Annotated in this window: 12 protein-coding genes; 2 read left to right on the top strand and 10 right to left on the bottom strand. The window is 67.3% G+C overall.

Going from position 1 to position 14,091, the window contains the following annotated elements:
* Positions 1 to 423 precede the first annotated feature (423 nt).
* The 4 genes from nrdF to nrdH form a co-directional block, all read right to left on the bottom strand.
* Positions 424 to 1,446, bottom strand: a complete 1,023-nt coding sequence (gene nrdF, locus AC3RJ7_RS08065) for a class 1b ribonucleoside-diphosphate reductase subunit beta (RefSeq protein WP_244855364.1) — start codon at positions 1,444 to 1,446, stop codon at positions 424 to 426.
* Positions 1,447 to 1,525: 79 nt separating this feature from the next.
* Positions 1,526 to 3,631 (bottom strand): class 1b ribonucleoside-diphosphate reductase subunit alpha, encoded by a 2,106-nt coding sequence (gene nrdE / locus AC3RJ7_RS08060; protein ID WP_491455313.1) that lies wholly within the window; start codon positions 3,629 to 3,631, stop codon positions 1,526 to 1,528.
* 26 nt (positions 3,632 to 3,657) lie between these two features.
* On the bottom strand, positions 3,658 to 4,074 hold the full coding sequence (nrdI, locus tag AC3RJ7_RS08055; RefSeq protein ID WP_491455312.1) for a class Ib ribonucleoside-diphosphate reductase assembly flavoprotein NrdI: 417 nt from the start codon (positions 4,072 to 4,074) through the stop codon (positions 3,658 to 3,660).
* A 67-nt stretch (positions 4,075 to 4,141) separates the two neighbouring features.
* Positions 4,142 to 4,375, bottom strand: coding sequence for a glutaredoxin-like protein NrdH (nrdH, locus tag AC3RJ7_RS08050; RefSeq protein ID WP_244855369.1), 234 nt, complete (start codon positions 4,373 to 4,375; stop codon positions 4,142 to 4,144).
* Between the two features lie 573 nt (positions 4,376 to 4,948).
* Between nrdH and AC3RJ7_RS08045 the strand changes: the two genes are divergently transcribed.
* Positions 4,949 to 5,749, top strand: a complete 801-nt coding sequence (locus tag AC3RJ7_RS08045; protein WP_491455311.1) for an alpha/beta fold hydrolase — start codon at positions 4,949 to 4,951, stop codon at positions 5,747 to 5,749.
* Between the two features lie 54 nt (positions 5,750 to 5,803).
* Here the strand turns inward: AC3RJ7_RS08045 and AC3RJ7_RS08040 are convergent, their stop codons facing one another.
* A complete protein-coding gene (locus tag AC3RJ7_RS08040; RefSeq protein ID WP_491455310.1) occupies positions 5,804 to 6,379 on the bottom strand; it encodes an HhH-GPD-type base excision DNA repair protein in 576 nt (191 codons plus the stop codon).
* Positions 6,380 to 6,538: 159 nt separating this feature from the next.
* Between AC3RJ7_RS08040 and AC3RJ7_RS08035 the strand changes: the two genes are divergently transcribed.
* A complete protein-coding gene (locus AC3RJ7_RS08035; RefSeq protein ID WP_491456146.1) occupies positions 6,539 to 6,931 on the top strand; it encodes a VOC family protein in 393 nt (130 codons plus the stop codon).
* 119 nt (positions 6,932 to 7,050) lie between these two features.
* On the opposite strand, the gene AC3RJ7_RS08030 is transcribed toward AC3RJ7_RS08035, so the two are convergent.
* The 5 genes from AC3RJ7_RS08030 to AC3RJ7_RS08010 form a co-directional block, all read right to left on the bottom strand.
* Positions 7,051 to 8,169 (bottom strand): substrate-binding domain-containing protein, encoded by a 1,119-nt coding sequence (locus AC3RJ7_RS08030; RefSeq protein WP_491455309.1) that lies wholly within the window; start codon positions 8,167 to 8,169, stop codon positions 7,051 to 7,053.
* A gap of 113 nt (positions 8,170 to 8,282) precedes the next feature.
* Positions 8,283 to 9,638, bottom strand: a complete 1,356-nt coding sequence (mmsB, locus tag AC3RJ7_RS08025; RefSeq protein ID WP_491455308.1) for a multiple monosaccharide ABC transporter permease — start codon at positions 9,636 to 9,638, stop codon at positions 8,283 to 8,285.
* Entirely contained in the window at positions 9,635 to 11,179 is a 1,545-nt protein-coding gene (gene mmsA, locus AC3RJ7_RS08020; RefSeq protein ID WP_491455307.1) for a multiple monosaccharide ABC transporter ATP-binding protein, read from the bottom strand. The genes mmsB and mmsA overlap by 4 nt, the downstream gene beginning before the upstream one ends.
* Positions 11,180 to 11,333: 154 nt before the next feature.
* Entirely contained in the window at positions 11,334 to 12,398 is a 1,065-nt protein-coding gene (locus AC3RJ7_RS08015; protein ID WP_491455306.1) for a LacI family DNA-binding transcriptional regulator, read from the bottom strand.
* A 272-nt stretch (positions 12,399 to 12,670) separates the two neighbouring features.
* The gene (locus AC3RJ7_RS08010) at positions 12,671 to 14,062 is read right to left on the bottom strand and encodes an MFS transporter (protein ID WP_491455305.1); all 1,392 of its coding nucleotides are present in this window, start codon (positions 14,060 to 14,062) and stop codon (positions 12,671 to 12,673) included.
* Positions 14,063 to 14,091 lie beyond the last annotated feature (29 nt).

Raw genomic sequence — 14,091 nt, 5'->3', positions numbered from 1 at the left:
CCGCTGCCACGGCATCGACACACTTCTTCTTGCTGTGCCTGTGTGCCAGCAAGAAGAACGAGGGCGCCAAGCGAATGCTTGGCGCCCTCGTCAGTTACTGTACCTAGTCGCTATGCCGCTGCCACGACATCGTCGATCAGGTATCGGTACGCGCACTCACCCTTACGGTCGATGCACGGCGGGAACGTCGCTCCCAGCTGGTGGTGCGTCCGCACCCCATACTGATCGATCCAGATCCCAGCACTCGGGACGCGCTGTCCCGTCTTCCACGCCCCGTCGGGGCCACGAGGAACGCCCATCTGGTGTTCCTCCTTTCTCCACCGGGCGAACCTTTCGCCTGTGGTGGACTCGCACAGCACGGAATGGTGCCCGCGTATCCACGGGCACCATTCCTGCTGTAGGTCTTGATGCTGACTCGTCTCACTAGAAGTCCCAGTCCTCGTCTTCCGTGACCACCGCCTTGCCGATCACGTACGAGCTCCCCGACCCCGAGAAGAAGTCGTGGTTCTCGTCGGCGTTCGGCGAGAGCGCCGAGAGGATCGCCGGGTTCACGTCGGTGACGGTCTTCGGGAACATCGGCTCGTAGCCGAGATTCATGAGGGCCTTGTTGGCGTTGTAGTGCAGGAACTTCTTGACGTCCTCGGTCAGGCCGACGCCGTCGTACAGGTCTTGCGTGTACTGCACCTCGTTGTCGTAGAGCTCGTAGAGCAGCGAGAACGTGTAGTCCTTGAGGTCGTCGCGCGTGGCCTGGTCGACCTGCTCGAGTCCCTTCTGGAACTTGTAGCCGATGTAGTACCCGTGCACCGCCTCGTCGCGGATGATGAGGCGGATGAGGTCGGCCGTGTTGGTGAGCTTGGCGCGCGAAGACCAGTACATCGGCAGGTAGAAGCCCGAGTAGAACAGGAAGCTCTCGAGCAGGGTCGAGGCGACCTTGCGCTTGAGCGGCTCGTCGCCACGGTAGTACTCCATGACGATCGCAGCCTTCTTCTGCAGGTTCTCGTTGTCGACCGACCAGCGGAAGGCGTCGTCGATCTCCTTCGTCGAGCACAGCGTCGAGAAGATCGACGAGTAGCTCTTCGCGTGCACCGACTCCATGAACGCGATGTTCGTGTAGACGGCCTCCTCGTGCGGGGTGATCGCGTCGGGGATGAGCGAGACCGCGCCGACCGTGCCCTGGATCGTGTCGAGCAGGGTGAGGCCGGTGAACACGCGCATCGTGAGCGTCTGCTCTTCGGGCGTCAGCGTGTTCCACGACTGGATGTCGTTCGACAGCGGCACCTTCTCGGGCAGCCAGAAGTTGTTCACCAGGCGGTTCCAGACCTCGAGGTCCTTGTCGTCCTGAATGCGGTTCCAGTTGATGGCGTTGACGTGGTCGACGAGCTTGAGCTTGCCGCCGGTGTGCGCCGGGTCGTTGCCGGCCGCGTTGACCGGGTCGGTGAGGGTCATGTCGGTTCCTTCGAAGAACGGGGTGGATGTCTCGGGGCTGCTGGTCTCGATACGGCGCTGCGCGCCTACTCGACCGGCGTCAGAGCATGCAACTGACGCACTCAGTCATGTCCGTGCCCTCGAGCGCGAGCTGACGCAGACGGATGTAGTAGATCGTCTTGATCCCCTTCTTCCATGCGTAGATCTGCGCCTTGTTGATGTCGCGGGTCGTCGCCGTGTCCTTGAAGAAGAGCGTGAGCGAGAGGCCCTGGTCGACGTGCTGCGTCGCCGCGGCGTACGTGTCGATGACCTTCTCGTAGCCGATCTCGTACGCGTCCTGGTAGTACTCCAGGTTGTCGTTCGTCATGAACGCCGCCGGGTAGTAGACGCGGCCGAGCTTGCCCTCTTTACGGATCTCGATCTTCGAGGCGATCGGGTGGATCGACGCCGTCGAGTTGTTGATGTACGAGATCGAGCCGGTCGGCGGCACCGCCTGCAGGTTCTGGTTGTAGATGCCGTGCTCCTGGATCGAGGCCTTGAGCTCGAGCCAGTCCTGCTGCGTCGGGATGTGCACGCCCGCGTCGGCGAAGAGCTGCGTGACCTTCGCCGTCGAGGGCACCCACGCGGCATCCGTGTACTTGTCGAAGAACTCGCCCGATGCGTACTTCGAGTCGGCGAAGCCGTCGAAGGTCTCGCCGCGCTCGATCGCGATCTTGTTCGACGCGCGCAGCGCGTGGAACAGCACCGTGTAGAAGTAGATGTTCGTGAAGTCGATGCCCTCTTCGCTGCCGTAGAAGATGCGCTCGCGGGCCAGGTAGCCGTGCAGGTTCATCTGGCCGAGGCCGATGGCGTGCGACTTGTCGTTGCCGTCCTCGATCGAGCGGACCGAGGCGATGTGGCTCTGGTTCGACACCGAGGTGAGGCCGCGGATCGCCGTCTCGACGGTCTTGCCGAAGTCGGGCGAGTCCATCGTGAGGGCGATGTTCAGCGAACCGAGGTTGCAGCTGATGTCCTTGCCGATCTCGTTGTAGGACAGGTCTTCGTTGTACGTGGTCGGCGTGTTCACCTGCAGGATCTCGCTGCAGAGGTTCGACATGTTGATGCGGCCCTTGATCGGGTTCGCCTTGTTCACCGTGTCCTCGAACACGATGTACGGGTAGCCCGACTCGAACTGGATCTCGGCGATCGTCTGGAAGAACTCACGCGCGTTGATCTTCGTCTTCTTGATGCGCGGGTTGTCGACCATCTCGCGGTAGTGCTCGGTGATCGGCACGTCGCCGAACGGCTTGCCGTAGACCTTCTCGACGTCGTACGGCGAGAAGAGGTACATGTCCTCGTTGTTCTTCGCGAGCTCGAACGTGATGTCGGGCACGACGACGCCGAGCGACAGCGTCTTGATGCGGATCTTCTCGTCGGCGTTCTCGCGCTTCGTGTCGAGGAACCGCATGATGTCGGGGTGGTGCGCCGAGAGGTACACCGCACCGGCGCCCTGGCGGGCACCGAGCTGGTTCGCGTAGCTGAAGCTGTCTTCGAGGAGCTTCATGACGGGGATGATGCCCGACGACTGGTTCTCGATCTGCTTGATCGGGGCGCCCGATTCGCGCACATTCGAGAGCAGGAGCGCCACGCCACCGCCGCGCTTGGAGAGCTGCAGCGCCGAGTTGATGCCGCGGGCGATGGACTCCATGTTGTCTTCGATGCGCAGCAGGAAGCAGCTGACGAGCTCGCCGCGCTGCGCCTTGCCCGTGTTGAGGAAGGTCGGCGTGGCCGGCTGGAAGCGGCCGCCGATGATCTCTTCGACCAGGTCGATCGCGAGCTGCTCGTCGCCCTGCGCGAGGCCGAGCGCCGTCATGACCACTCGGTCTTCGAAGCGCTCGAGGTAGCGCTTGCCGTCGAAGGTCTTGAGCGTGTAGCTCGTGTAGTACTTGAACGCGCCGAGGAACGTCTCGAAGCGGAACTTCTTCGAGTAGGCGAGGTCGTTGAGCTTCTGGATGAACTCGAACGAGTACTGCTCGAGCACCTGGGGCTCGTAGTACTCCTTCTCGACGAGGTAGTCGAGCCGCTCCTTCAGGGAGTGGAAGAAGACGGTGTTCTGGTTGACGTGCTGCAGGAAGTACTCGCGAGCCGCCTCGCGGTCCTTCTCGAACTGGATCTTGCCGTCGGCGCCGTAGAGGTTCAGCATCGCGTTGAGCGAGTGGTAATCCATCGCCGTGCGCGGCGCCTCCATGAGCGCTACGCCGTCTGCTGCAGTTGACTTGACCAAAATGCGTCCAATCCATCGTCGACGGCGCGAACGTCGTCTGGGGTTCCGAATACTTCGAAGCGGTAGAGGTGCGGCACCTTGCACTTCGCGGCGATGATGTCGCCGGCGAGGCAGTAGGCCGACCCGAAATTGGTGTTGCCGGCGCTGATCACGCCGCGGATGAGCGCGCGATTGCGCTCGTCGTTGAGGAACCTGATGACCTGCTTCGGCACGGCGCCCTTGCCGTCGCCTCCGCCGTAGGTCGGAACGACGAGCACGAACGGCTCGTCGGCGTGCAGCGCCTCGTCGCGGGCGTGCAGCGGAATGCGATCGGCCGGCCGGCCGAGCTTCTCGATGAAGCGCTTCGTGTTGCCCGAGACGCTGGAGAAGTAGACCAGGTTCGTCATGATCGTCTCCCTTCGCGGTTCCGGCTCACTCCCCCGAGCTCACCGGACGCGACCAGGCCGAAGGAGATCAGCTCAGACGGGCGGCGAGCTCGTCGATCTTGTCGGGGCGGAAGCCCGACCAGTGGTCTTCGTCGGTGATGACGACCGGGGCCTGCAGGTAGCCGAGCTCCTTGACCTGCGCGAGCGCGCTCTCGTCGACAGAGAGGTCGAGCACTTCGTACTCGATGCCCTTGCTGTCGAGGGCGCGATACGTCGCGTTGCACTGGACGCAAGAAGGCTTGGTGTAGACCGTGACCGTCATTGTTTTCCCCTCGTTCTCGGGCCCTGGAGGAGCCCGTCCCCCGTGTTGCTAACTGGTACTTCAATACTACATCTAGTGTCTGCCGAACTGAACCGCCACAACATGCTGTAGTTACATTCGTGTAGTTATCCACGGAGTTATCCACGGGTTGTGAACAACGGGAAGTCGCGGTGATCGGCCTGTTTGCGGGGTTCGGCGAGCGGTTCTCCACAGCCGTTCCGAATCGAGATTTCTCAGCTGTGGATGAATCCCCGGCGTGTCGCACTGCACGACACTTTGGGGCTCTTCGACACCGGCACCCCTACATGTGGTGTTATGCCTCCACCATGCCACCGACCACCGACATTCGATCGGCGACGCGCGCGCGTCTCGAGCCGGTCTCACGAATTCCACCGAGTCGCGTCATGATCGGGCCGGGCGTGCATCTCTTCAGTAGGGACGGTACCCGGCGTCCCCCCAAGCGACGAGCCGGGTACCGTCCCGCCTTCGTCCCCTCCGCCTGAGCCGCAGCCCCGCCACCGGTGGAGGCGACCGGCCGCGCGGCGTAGCCTGTGCCCGAGCAAGGGGGGCGGCATGACGGAGTTCGCGACATCGGCCGACGGAACGCGCATCGCCTATGACCGGGCGGGCTTCGGGCCGCCCGTGATCCTCATCGGCGGCGCGATGCAGTACCGCGCGTTCGACCCGACGACGGTCGCCATGGCCGCGGCCCTCGCCGCGCACGGCTTCGACGTCGTGAACTACGACCGGCGCGGACGCGGCGAGAGCCCCGCCGCCGCCCCGATCACCCTCGCCCAGACCATCGCCGACCTGCGGGCGATCATGGCCGACCTGCGCCGCGATGCGATCGCCGACGACGTCGCCCTGTTCGGCAACTCGTCGGGCGGCTCGATCGCGCTGGCGGCGGCCGCGGCCGGCCTGCCGGTATCGAAGCTCGTGCTGTTCGAGGTGCCGCTCGACGAGGAGCTCGGCACCGAGGGCGCCGAGTACCTCGCGGGGCTCCGCGAACGGATCGCCGCCGGCGACCCCGCCGCCGTCATCGAGTTCTACATGGCCGACATGCCGCCCGAGTGGCTCGCGGGTGCGAAGCAGAGCCCCGCATGGCCGCTCATGCTCGAGCTCGGCCCGAGCCTCGAGCCCGACGCCGAATCGCTCGCCTGGACCCAGTCGGCGCCACGGGCCGACCTGTGGGGCGGCATCACCGCACCGACGCTCGCACTCGTCGGCGATGAGACCCTGCCGATGATGACGGCAGCCGCCGCCTCCATCGCCGGGTCGATGCCGAACGCCGAGTCGCGCACGATCCGGGCGGCGAACCACGCCTGGGAGCCCTCGACGATGGCGCTCGCGATCGCCGAGTTCCTCGTCGGCTGACTGACGTCGCGGATGCCTCGGGGCCGGCGCCGAGGCATCCCGGTGTTCGTTCGTTCAGCCCTTCGCGGCCTTGGCCGCCGCCTTCATCGCCTGCTTGTGGGCGCGCACCTTGGCGAGCGACTCGGGGCTCACGATGTCGGCCACCGACGAGAACGAGCCCTCGTCGCCGTAGGCACCGGCCGCCTCGCGCCAGCCCGGAGCGGTGAGGCCGCACTGCTTGCCGAGGAGGGCCAGGAAGATCTTCGCCTTCTGGTCGCCGAACCCCGGCAGCGCCTTCAGGCGCTTCAGCACGTCGGCGCCCGACGGGTCGCCCTGCGTCCAGATCGCCGAGGCGTCGCCGCCCCAGTCGTCGCGCACGGCCGCGGCGAGCGCCTGCACCCGGCCCGCCATCGAGCCCGGATACCGGTGCACGGCGGGGGTCTGCGTGAACACGTCGACGAGTCGCTCGGGGTCGGTCGCGGCGATCTCGCCGGGCTCGATCGTGCCGAGCCGCTCGCGGATCTTCGCGGGGCCCGAGAACGCCGTCTCCATCGCGACCTGCTGGTCGAGCAGCATGCCGGTGAGCAGCGCGAACGAATCGGTCGAGAGCAGTTCGTCGGCGGTGGGGTCGTCGGTGATGTGCAGAGCCATGCCGTTCATCCTCCCACCGACGGGCGCGGGCGACCATGGGGTGCAGATGTCGGCGGCGAGTGCTGGAATGGGCCCGAGCCCGCAGCCCCGCTCACCCAGCCCGAGATCCCGAACGATGCACCTCACCACGATCAACGGAGGAGAACCATGGCGCTCGAGATGGACGTCAAGATCGAACTCATCCACGTGCCGGTCAGCGACGTCGACCGCGCGAAGGCGTTCTACGCCGACCAGTGCGGCTTCAACGTCGACCACGACCAGCGGGTCAGCGACACGCTGCGCTTCGTGCAGGTCACCCCGCCCGGCTCGGCATGCTCCATCGCGTTCGGCGAGGGGCTCGGCGGCACGATCGAACCCGGCGGGCTCGACGTGATCCAGGCGGTCATCCCCGACGCCGACGCCGCGCTCGCGCAGCTCAGGGCCGCCGGCGTCGACGCGCAGGGCGTCGACGAACAGGCGTGGGGCCGATTCGTCACGTTCGCCGACCCCGACGGCAACCGGTGGACGCTGCAGCAGTTGCCCGCCTGGTCGCAGCAGCAGGCCGCCGGCTGATCATCGGGCGGATGCCTCGGGCGCGTTCGCGCCGAGGCATCCGCCCGCTCCGCGCATGACGACGGCCCCCGCTCCCGAAGGAGCGAGGGCCGTCATCAGTCCGTCGTCGGAACGAGCGATCAGCCCGCCTGGTTGACGATGTCGAGGAGGTTCGGGTTGTTGGCGTACGCCTCGGCCGCGTTCTCCTTGGTCACGATGACCGGGTCGAGCAGGTACGCGGGCACGATCTTCACGCCGTTGTCGTACTGCTCGGTGTCGTTGACGTCGGCCTCTTCGCCCGCCTGCAGCTGCTTGATCATGTTGATCGTCTGCTCCACGAGGAGGCTCGTGTCCTTGTTGATGGTCGAGTACTGCTCACCGGCCATGATCGACTTCACCGACTCGACCTCGGAGTCCTGACCCGTGACGGTCATCTTCGAGACGTCCTTGCCGGCCTGCTTCGCCGAGGTGATGATGGCGCGGGCGAGGTTGTCGTTCGGCGAGAGCACGCCGTCGACGTTCTTGTCGGCGTAGTTCGCCGCGAGCAGCGAGTCCATGCGGCTCTGGGCGTTCTCGGCCTCCCAGCCCTGCGTCGCGGTCTGCGCGATGTCGGTCTGGCCCGAGACGACGACGAGGGTGCCATCGTCGATCTTCGGCTGCAGCACCTCCATGGCGCCGTTGAAGAACACGGCCGAGTTCGCGTCGTCGGGCGAGCCGCTGAAGAGCTCGATGTTCCACGGCGCCTCGTGGCCCGAGCGCTCGGCGAGGCCGTCGAGCAGCGCCTGGCCCTGCAGCTGGCCGACCTTGAAGTTGTCGAACGCGACGTAGTAGTCGACGTTCGGCGTGTTCTCGATGAGCCGGTCGTAGGCGATGATCTTGACGCCGGCGTCGGCGGCCTGCTGCAGCTGCGTGCCGAGCTGCTTGCCGTCCTTCGCGCCGATGACGATGACCTTCGCGCCGTTCGTGATCATCGACGAGATCTGGTTCTGCTGCTCGGCGACGGTGTTCGAGGCCGGGGCGTACTGCACGTCGCCCGTGAAGCCGGCCTGCGACAGGCCGTCCTCGAACAGGCCGCCCGCGAGCACCCAGTTCTCACTGGTCTTGTCGGGAAGGGCGACGCCGATCGTCGAGTCGGCCGCGAAACCGGCCGAGCCGGTCTCTTCGCCGCCGCCCGAACCACCACGGTCGGACGAGCAACCCGACAGCGCGAGCGCTGCGATCGCGGCCACGGCGGTGGCGGCGAGAGTGAGCTTCTTCATTGATCGATTCACTTTCTGGTTGGGATTTTCGGACTTCTCTTGGAGGGGAAGGTCTCTGGGGCCCGGCGAGGGGCCCGAGGATGCCTAGGCACGGCGCCGAGGCATCCGTTGCGTCATCGCGGCAGGTCGGCCGGCTGGGACGACTCGTTCGACACGTTCGTCGGCGCGACCGCCGGCGGCTCGGTGGGGCCCTGCGACTCGAGCCGCGCCTTGCGGCGGTTCGACCACAGGCCGAAGATCGAGGCGCCGCCCTGGCGCTTGGACCACACGTCGACGGCGACCGCGAGCAGCAGCACGAGGCCCTTGATGATCTGCACGACGTCGGCGCCGGCGCCGATGAGCTGCAGGCCGTTGTTGAGGAACGCCATCACGAGGCCACCGACGATCGACCCGATCACGGTGCCGATGCCGCCCGAGACGGCCGCGCCGCCGATGAACACGGCCGCGATCGCGTCGAGCTCCCAGCCGTTGCCGTCCTGCGGGCCCGAGGCCGTCGACCGGGCTACGAAGATCATGCCCGCGAGTGCCGCCAGCACCGACATGTTCATCATGACGAAGAAGTCGACGCGGCGGTCCTTCACGCCCGACAGGGTCGCGGCGAGGCGGTTGCCGCCGACCGCGTAGATGTGGCGTCCGAAGATCGTGTTGTTCGTGATGAACGAGTAGACGATCACGAGGACCACGAGGATGATGCCCGAGATCGGGAAGCTCGTGCCCGGACGGCCCGTCGCGAACAGCCACGCCGCCCACAGGATGACGCCCGCGAGCACGATGACCTTGACGACGCTCACCCAGACGGGGGCCATCTCGGAGCCGAGCTTCTTCTGGGTGCTGCGCAGCCGGAACTCGTGCCAGACGATCCATGCGGCCCCGGCGAGGCCGAGCAGCATCGTGAGCACGTTGAACTCGAGCGGAACCGCGAGCTCGGGCAGGTACCCCGCACCGATGAAGCTGAACTCCTGGGGCACGGGCGTCGTCGTCGACTGGCCGATGAACTGGTTGCCGCCTCGGAACACCAGCATGCCCGCCAGGGTCACGATGAACGCCGGCACCCCGACGTAGGCGACCCAGAACCCCTGCCAGGCGCCGATCGCGACGCCGACCGCGAGGCCGAGCAGGATCGCGAGCGGCCACGGCATGTTCCACTCCGCCATCGCCTTCGCGACGACGATGCCCGTGAACGCCGCGACCGAGCCGACCGAGAGGTCGATGTGGCCCATGATGATGACCATCACCATGCCGATCGACAGGATCAGGATGTAGGAGTACTGGTTGACGACGTTGATGAGGTTCGTCGGCGAGAGCGTCAGCCCGTTCGTCCAGATCTGGAAGATCACGATGATGACGATCAGGCTGCCGAGGATGCCGAACTGGCGCAGGCTCGACTGGCCGCCTCCGAAGACCTTGCGGATGTCGGAGAGACCGCCCTTCTTCTCGGTGGGGCTCGCAGGGGTGCTCGCGGTGCTCATGCGCTCGCCTTCTTCTTGGCCGAGGTCATGCTGCGCATGAGCGCCTCGGGATTCGCCTCGGATGCGGGGATGTTGTCGGTGATCTGGCCTTCGAAGACCGTGTAGATGCGATCGGCGATGCCGAGCAGCTCGGGCAGCTCGCTCGAGATGAGGATGACGCCCTTGCCCTGCGCGGCGAGCGCCTGGATGATCGTGTAGATCTCGTACTTGGCGCCGACGTCGATGCCGCGGGTCGGCTCGTCGAGGATGAGCAGGTCGGGGTCCGTGAACATCCACTTCGCCAGCACGACCTTCTGCTGGTTGCCGCCAGAGAGCTTCGAGACGCCGACGTCGACGCTCGGCGTCTTGATGCGCAGCTGCTTGCGGTAGTCCTCGGCGATGCCGAACTCCTGCGAGTCGTCGACGACGCCGCGCTTCGAGATCTTCGAGAGCTTCGCGGCGACGATCGAGCGCTTGATGGAGTCGAGCAGGTTGAGGCCGAGCTGCTTGCGGTCCTCGCTCACGTAGGCGAGGCCGTGGTCGATCGCCGACTCGACGTCCTTCAGGACGATCTCCTTGCCGTCCTTCACGATCGTGCCCGACAGGTAGTTGCCGTACGAGCGGCCGAAGATGCTCATCGCGAGCTCGGTGCGCCCGGCGCCCATGAGGCCCGCGAGGCCGACGATCTCGCCCCGGCGCACGGTGAAGTTCGAGCCCTTCGCGACGAGGCGCTCGGGCACCTGCGGGTGCTGGATCGTCCAGTCCTTCACCTCGAAGAACACGTCCCCGATGTGCGGTGTGCGGTCGGGGAACCGGCTCTCGAGGGAGCGTCCGACCATGCCGCGGATGATCCGGTCCTCATCGACGCCGCCGGCCTTCACGTCGAGCGTCTCGATCGTGTGGCCGTCGCGGATGATCGTGATCTCGTCGGCGATCTCCTCGATCTCGTTGAGCTTGTGGGAGATCATGATCGACGTGATCCCCTTGCCCTTGAGGCCGCGGATCAGGTCGAGCAGGTGCTCGGAGTCGTCTTCGTTGAGCGCCGCCGTCGGCTCGTCGAGGATGAGCAGCTTGACGTCCTTCGCGAGCGCCTTGGCGATCTCGACGAGCTGCTGCTTGCCGACGCCGAGGTGCTTGATCTGCGTGTCGGGGTCTTCTTCGAGGCCGACGCGGGCGAGCAGGTCGAGGGCGCGGATCTTCGCCTCGGCCCAGTCGATGCGGCCGCGCTTGGCGATCTCGTTGCCGAGGAAGATGTTCTCGGTGATCGACAGCTCGGGGATGAGCGCGAGCTCCTGGTGGATGATCGCGATGCCCGCGGCCTCGCTCGCGCGGATGTCCTTGAACTGGACCTCCTGGCCGCGGAAGAAGATCTCGCCCGTGTAGGTGCCGTGCGGGTAGACGCCCGAGAGTACCTTCATGAGCGTGGACTTGCCGGCGCCGTTCTCGCCGCAGATCGCGTGGACCTCGGCGGGCATCACGGTGAGGGTGACGTCGGAGAGGGCCTTGACGCCCGGGAACTCCTTCGTGATGGAGCGCATCTCGAGGATCGGTTGCGCGCTCATGGGCGGCCTGCCGGTGCTGCGGTCATCGTCGACGGGTACATCAGGACCTCTGTGTCAGTGCTTCCAGGACTCGATGTGACGCGTGTGACCGTTCACATCGAGACCAATGGTGCATCCGAGATCGGCCGGTGTCAAGCGGGGCCCCGGATAGGGGTCAGACCGACGACCCCCGGCCGAGCGCGCCGCCTCCCGCCGCGCGGGCGACGGGCGCCTCGGCGGTCGAGCCCCGCACCACGAGGCGGGGCACGACCTGCTCGACCTCGAGCACCCGCTCGCCGTGCACCTGGTTGAGCAGCAGCGCGACCGCGCGCCGGCCGGTCTCGCGGTAGTCCTGGTAGACCGTGGTCAACGGCGGCCACACGTGCTGCGCGACCGGGATGTCGTCGAACCCCACGACGCTGATGTCGCCCGGCACGTCGAGTCCCATGTCGCGCACGGCGTGCATGAAGCCGATCGCCATCTGGTCATTGGCGGCGAACACCGCGGTGAAGTCGCGGTGGCGCAGCAGCTCGCGGCCGGCGAAGTAGCCGAAGTCCGCGCTCCAGTCGCCGAGGATCGGCGGGCGGAGGTCGAGGTCGGCGTCGCCGATCGCGTCGAGGAACCCGCGCATGCGCGCCTCGGCCTCGATCCAGTCCTGCGGCCCGGCGAGGTGCACGATGTGGCGGTGGCCGAGGTTGATCAGGTGCTGCGTGGCCCGTCGGGCGCCGGTGACCTGGTCGACCGAGAGCGCGAGGTGGTCGCTCCGCCCCGTCGACTGCAGGCTCACGAACGGCACGCCGACGGGCGACGCGGCGAGCACCTCGAAGACGCGCACCTGCGGCGCGATGACGACGAGCCCCTCGATCGCCTGCAGCATCAGGTGCTCGAGCGCGTCGGCGATGCCCTCGGCCGACGGGTCGGCGATGTTCGCGGTGTTGACGTAGTAGCCGTGCTCGCGGGCCGCGTCCTCGATCGCGGCGATGCTCGTCGCCGGGCCGTACTCGGTGCTCGTCGAGGCGAGCACGCCGATCGTGTGCGAGCGGCTCGTGACGAGGGCGCGGGCGGCCCGGTTCGGCCGGTACTGGAGCGTCTCCATCGCGGCGAGCACGCGTTCGCGGGTCTCCGGCCGGATGCTCGGATGGTCGTTGAGCACGCGCGACACGGTCTGGTGGGACACCTCGGCGAGGCGCGCGACATCGCGGATGCTGGGCGCCCGCCCCTTGGGTGTCTCAGGATTCACTGCCAGACCGTTCTGGAACCGATGTGCACGGTCACATCGAAGCTGGTTCCATTATGCACACCCGACCGGATCTCGCACGGAGGAATCATGTGACAGTCACATGGGCGGGTCGAATCGAATCGACTCGCGAGCGGCTGCGCGCCGAGGCATCCCGAACGAGTGAGCGCGCTCTCACGGCGCGCCGGCCTTCGCCGGCGTTCCCGCGCGTCCGGCGGCCCGTGCGGCGACGCACTCGCCGCGGCATCCGCGCCTCCGCGCCGACTCTGTGGGAACTACGAGACCCGGGATGCCTCGGGCCGGACGCGCGGCGCGAGCAGCAGCGCGACGACGGCGATGACGAGGGTCACCGTGAAGTCGGCCGAGAAGCCGCCCGCGACGACGGCGCTCGACACGAGCGCCGTGATCGCGAGCGCGACCGACGCACCGAGGGACTCGCCGATCGAGAGCGCCGCGCTGTTGAATCCCTGCTCCGACACCTTCGACATGCCGAGCACCGAGACCGAATGGCGCGGGTACATGAAGCCCATCGCGCCGCCCGCGAGCGTCCAGGCCACGAAGGCGACGGCGGGAGGCCAGGTGAAGGCGGCCACGCCGAGCACGAGCGCGAGGGAGACCACGAGCAGACCCGATCCGATCACGACCGCCCGCACGTTCGACACGCGGTCGCCGAGGCGGCCCTGCAGCCACGAGGCGACCGCCCAGCTCACGCCGGCTCCGGTGAGGATGGCGCCCGCCTGGCTGGCGCTGAAGTCGTAGTCCTCCTGCAGCAGGTAGGGCAGGTAGATCTCGCTGCCGAAGAACGCGCCGGCGACGACGAAGCGCGAGAGCACCGTCGCGGGCAGCCCGCGCGCCGCACGGAGGGTGCCGGCGGGCAGCAGGGGGCGCGCCGAGACGACCACGAGCGCGATCGCCGCGGCCGCGACGACCCAGCGCCACGGGTCGCCGAGATCCTTCGCGAGCGACACCCCGAGCGCGGCGACCGCCGTGAGCACGGCCCAGCCCATGCGGCCGACGCTCCACGGCACCGACGGGTCGCCGGCGATCTCGTCGCGCACCCGCAGGATGGGCGGCAGGATCATCGCCGCGGCCGGCACGAGCAGCGCGATCACGCCGAGGAACACCCAGTGCCAGCTCCACGCCTCGGCGATGAGGCCCGCGACCGCGGGGCCGACCATCGACGGGATCACCCAGGCGGCCGCGAACCCCGCGAAGACGCGGGGGCGCAGGGCCTCGGGGTAGACGCGCGCGACGATCACGTAGAGCGGCACGATGACCGCGGCGCCCGAGAGCCCGTGCACGAACCGGCCGACGATGAGCACGGTCATGTCGTTCGCCGTGCCCGCGATCACGAGGCCGACGACGAAGAGCCCCGCCGCGGTGACGAGCGACGGCAGCGGCCCCGACCGGTCGGTCCAGTTGCCGGCGATGACCATGCCGATGATGCCGGCGGCCAGCGGCACGGCGAAGGCGAGCGCGTAGAGCGACTCGCCGCCGAGGTCGTGGGCGACGAGCGGCATGATCGTGGTGACCGCCATCGCCTCGAACGCCGCGAGGAAGATGAGCGAGAACATGCCGATCGACAACCAGCGGTAGGGCCGCGACAGCGGGCTGCGCGCCTCGACCTGGGCGGTCCGGACGGCGGGGGCGGCGGTCGGTTCACTCACTCGACCGAGCCTACGACTTCAAGGGCACT

The organism is Agromyces solani, from assembly GCF_058349925.1.
The sequence above is the reverse complement of the archived record's forward strand: the minus strand, read 5'-3'. Positions and strand labels throughout refer to the sequence as shown.

Coding starts and splice junctions, on each gene's coding strand:
- nrdF (WP_244855364.1), bottom strand. CDS start 1,446: ATGACCCTCACCGACCCGGTCAACGCGGCCGGCAACGACCCGGCGCAC.
- nrdE (WP_491455313.1), bottom strand. CDS start 3,631: ATGGATTACCACTCGCTCAACGCGATGCTGAACCTCTACGGCGCCGAC.
- nrdI (WP_491455312.1), bottom strand. CDS start 4,074: ATGACGAACCTGGTCTACTTCTCCAGCGTCTCGGGCAACACGAAGCGC.
- nrdH (WP_244855369.1), bottom strand. CDS start 4,375: ATGACGGTCACGGTCTACACCAAGCCTTCTTGCGTCCAGTGCAACGCG.
- AC3RJ7_RS08045 (WP_491455311.1), top strand. CDS start 4,949: ATGACGGAGTTCGCGACATCGGCCGACGGAACGCGCATCGCCTATGAC.
- AC3RJ7_RS08040 (WP_491455310.1), bottom strand. CDS start 6,379: ATGGCTCTGCACATCACCGACGACCCCACCGCCGACGAACTGCTCTCG.
- AC3RJ7_RS08035 (WP_491456146.1), top strand. CDS start 6,539: ATGGACGTCAAGATCGAACTCATCCACGTGCCGGTCAGCGACGTCGAC.
- AC3RJ7_RS08030 (WP_491455309.1), bottom strand. CDS start 8,169: ATGAAGAAGCTCACTCTCGCCGCCACCGCCGTGGCCGCGATCGCAGCG.
- mmsB (WP_491455308.1), bottom strand. CDS start 9,638: ATGAGCACCGCGAGCACCCCTGCGAGCCCCACCGAGAAGAAGGGCGGT.
- mmsA (WP_491455307.1), bottom strand. CDS start 11,179: ATGAGCGCGCAACCGATCCTCGAGATGCGCTCCATCACGAAGGAGTTC.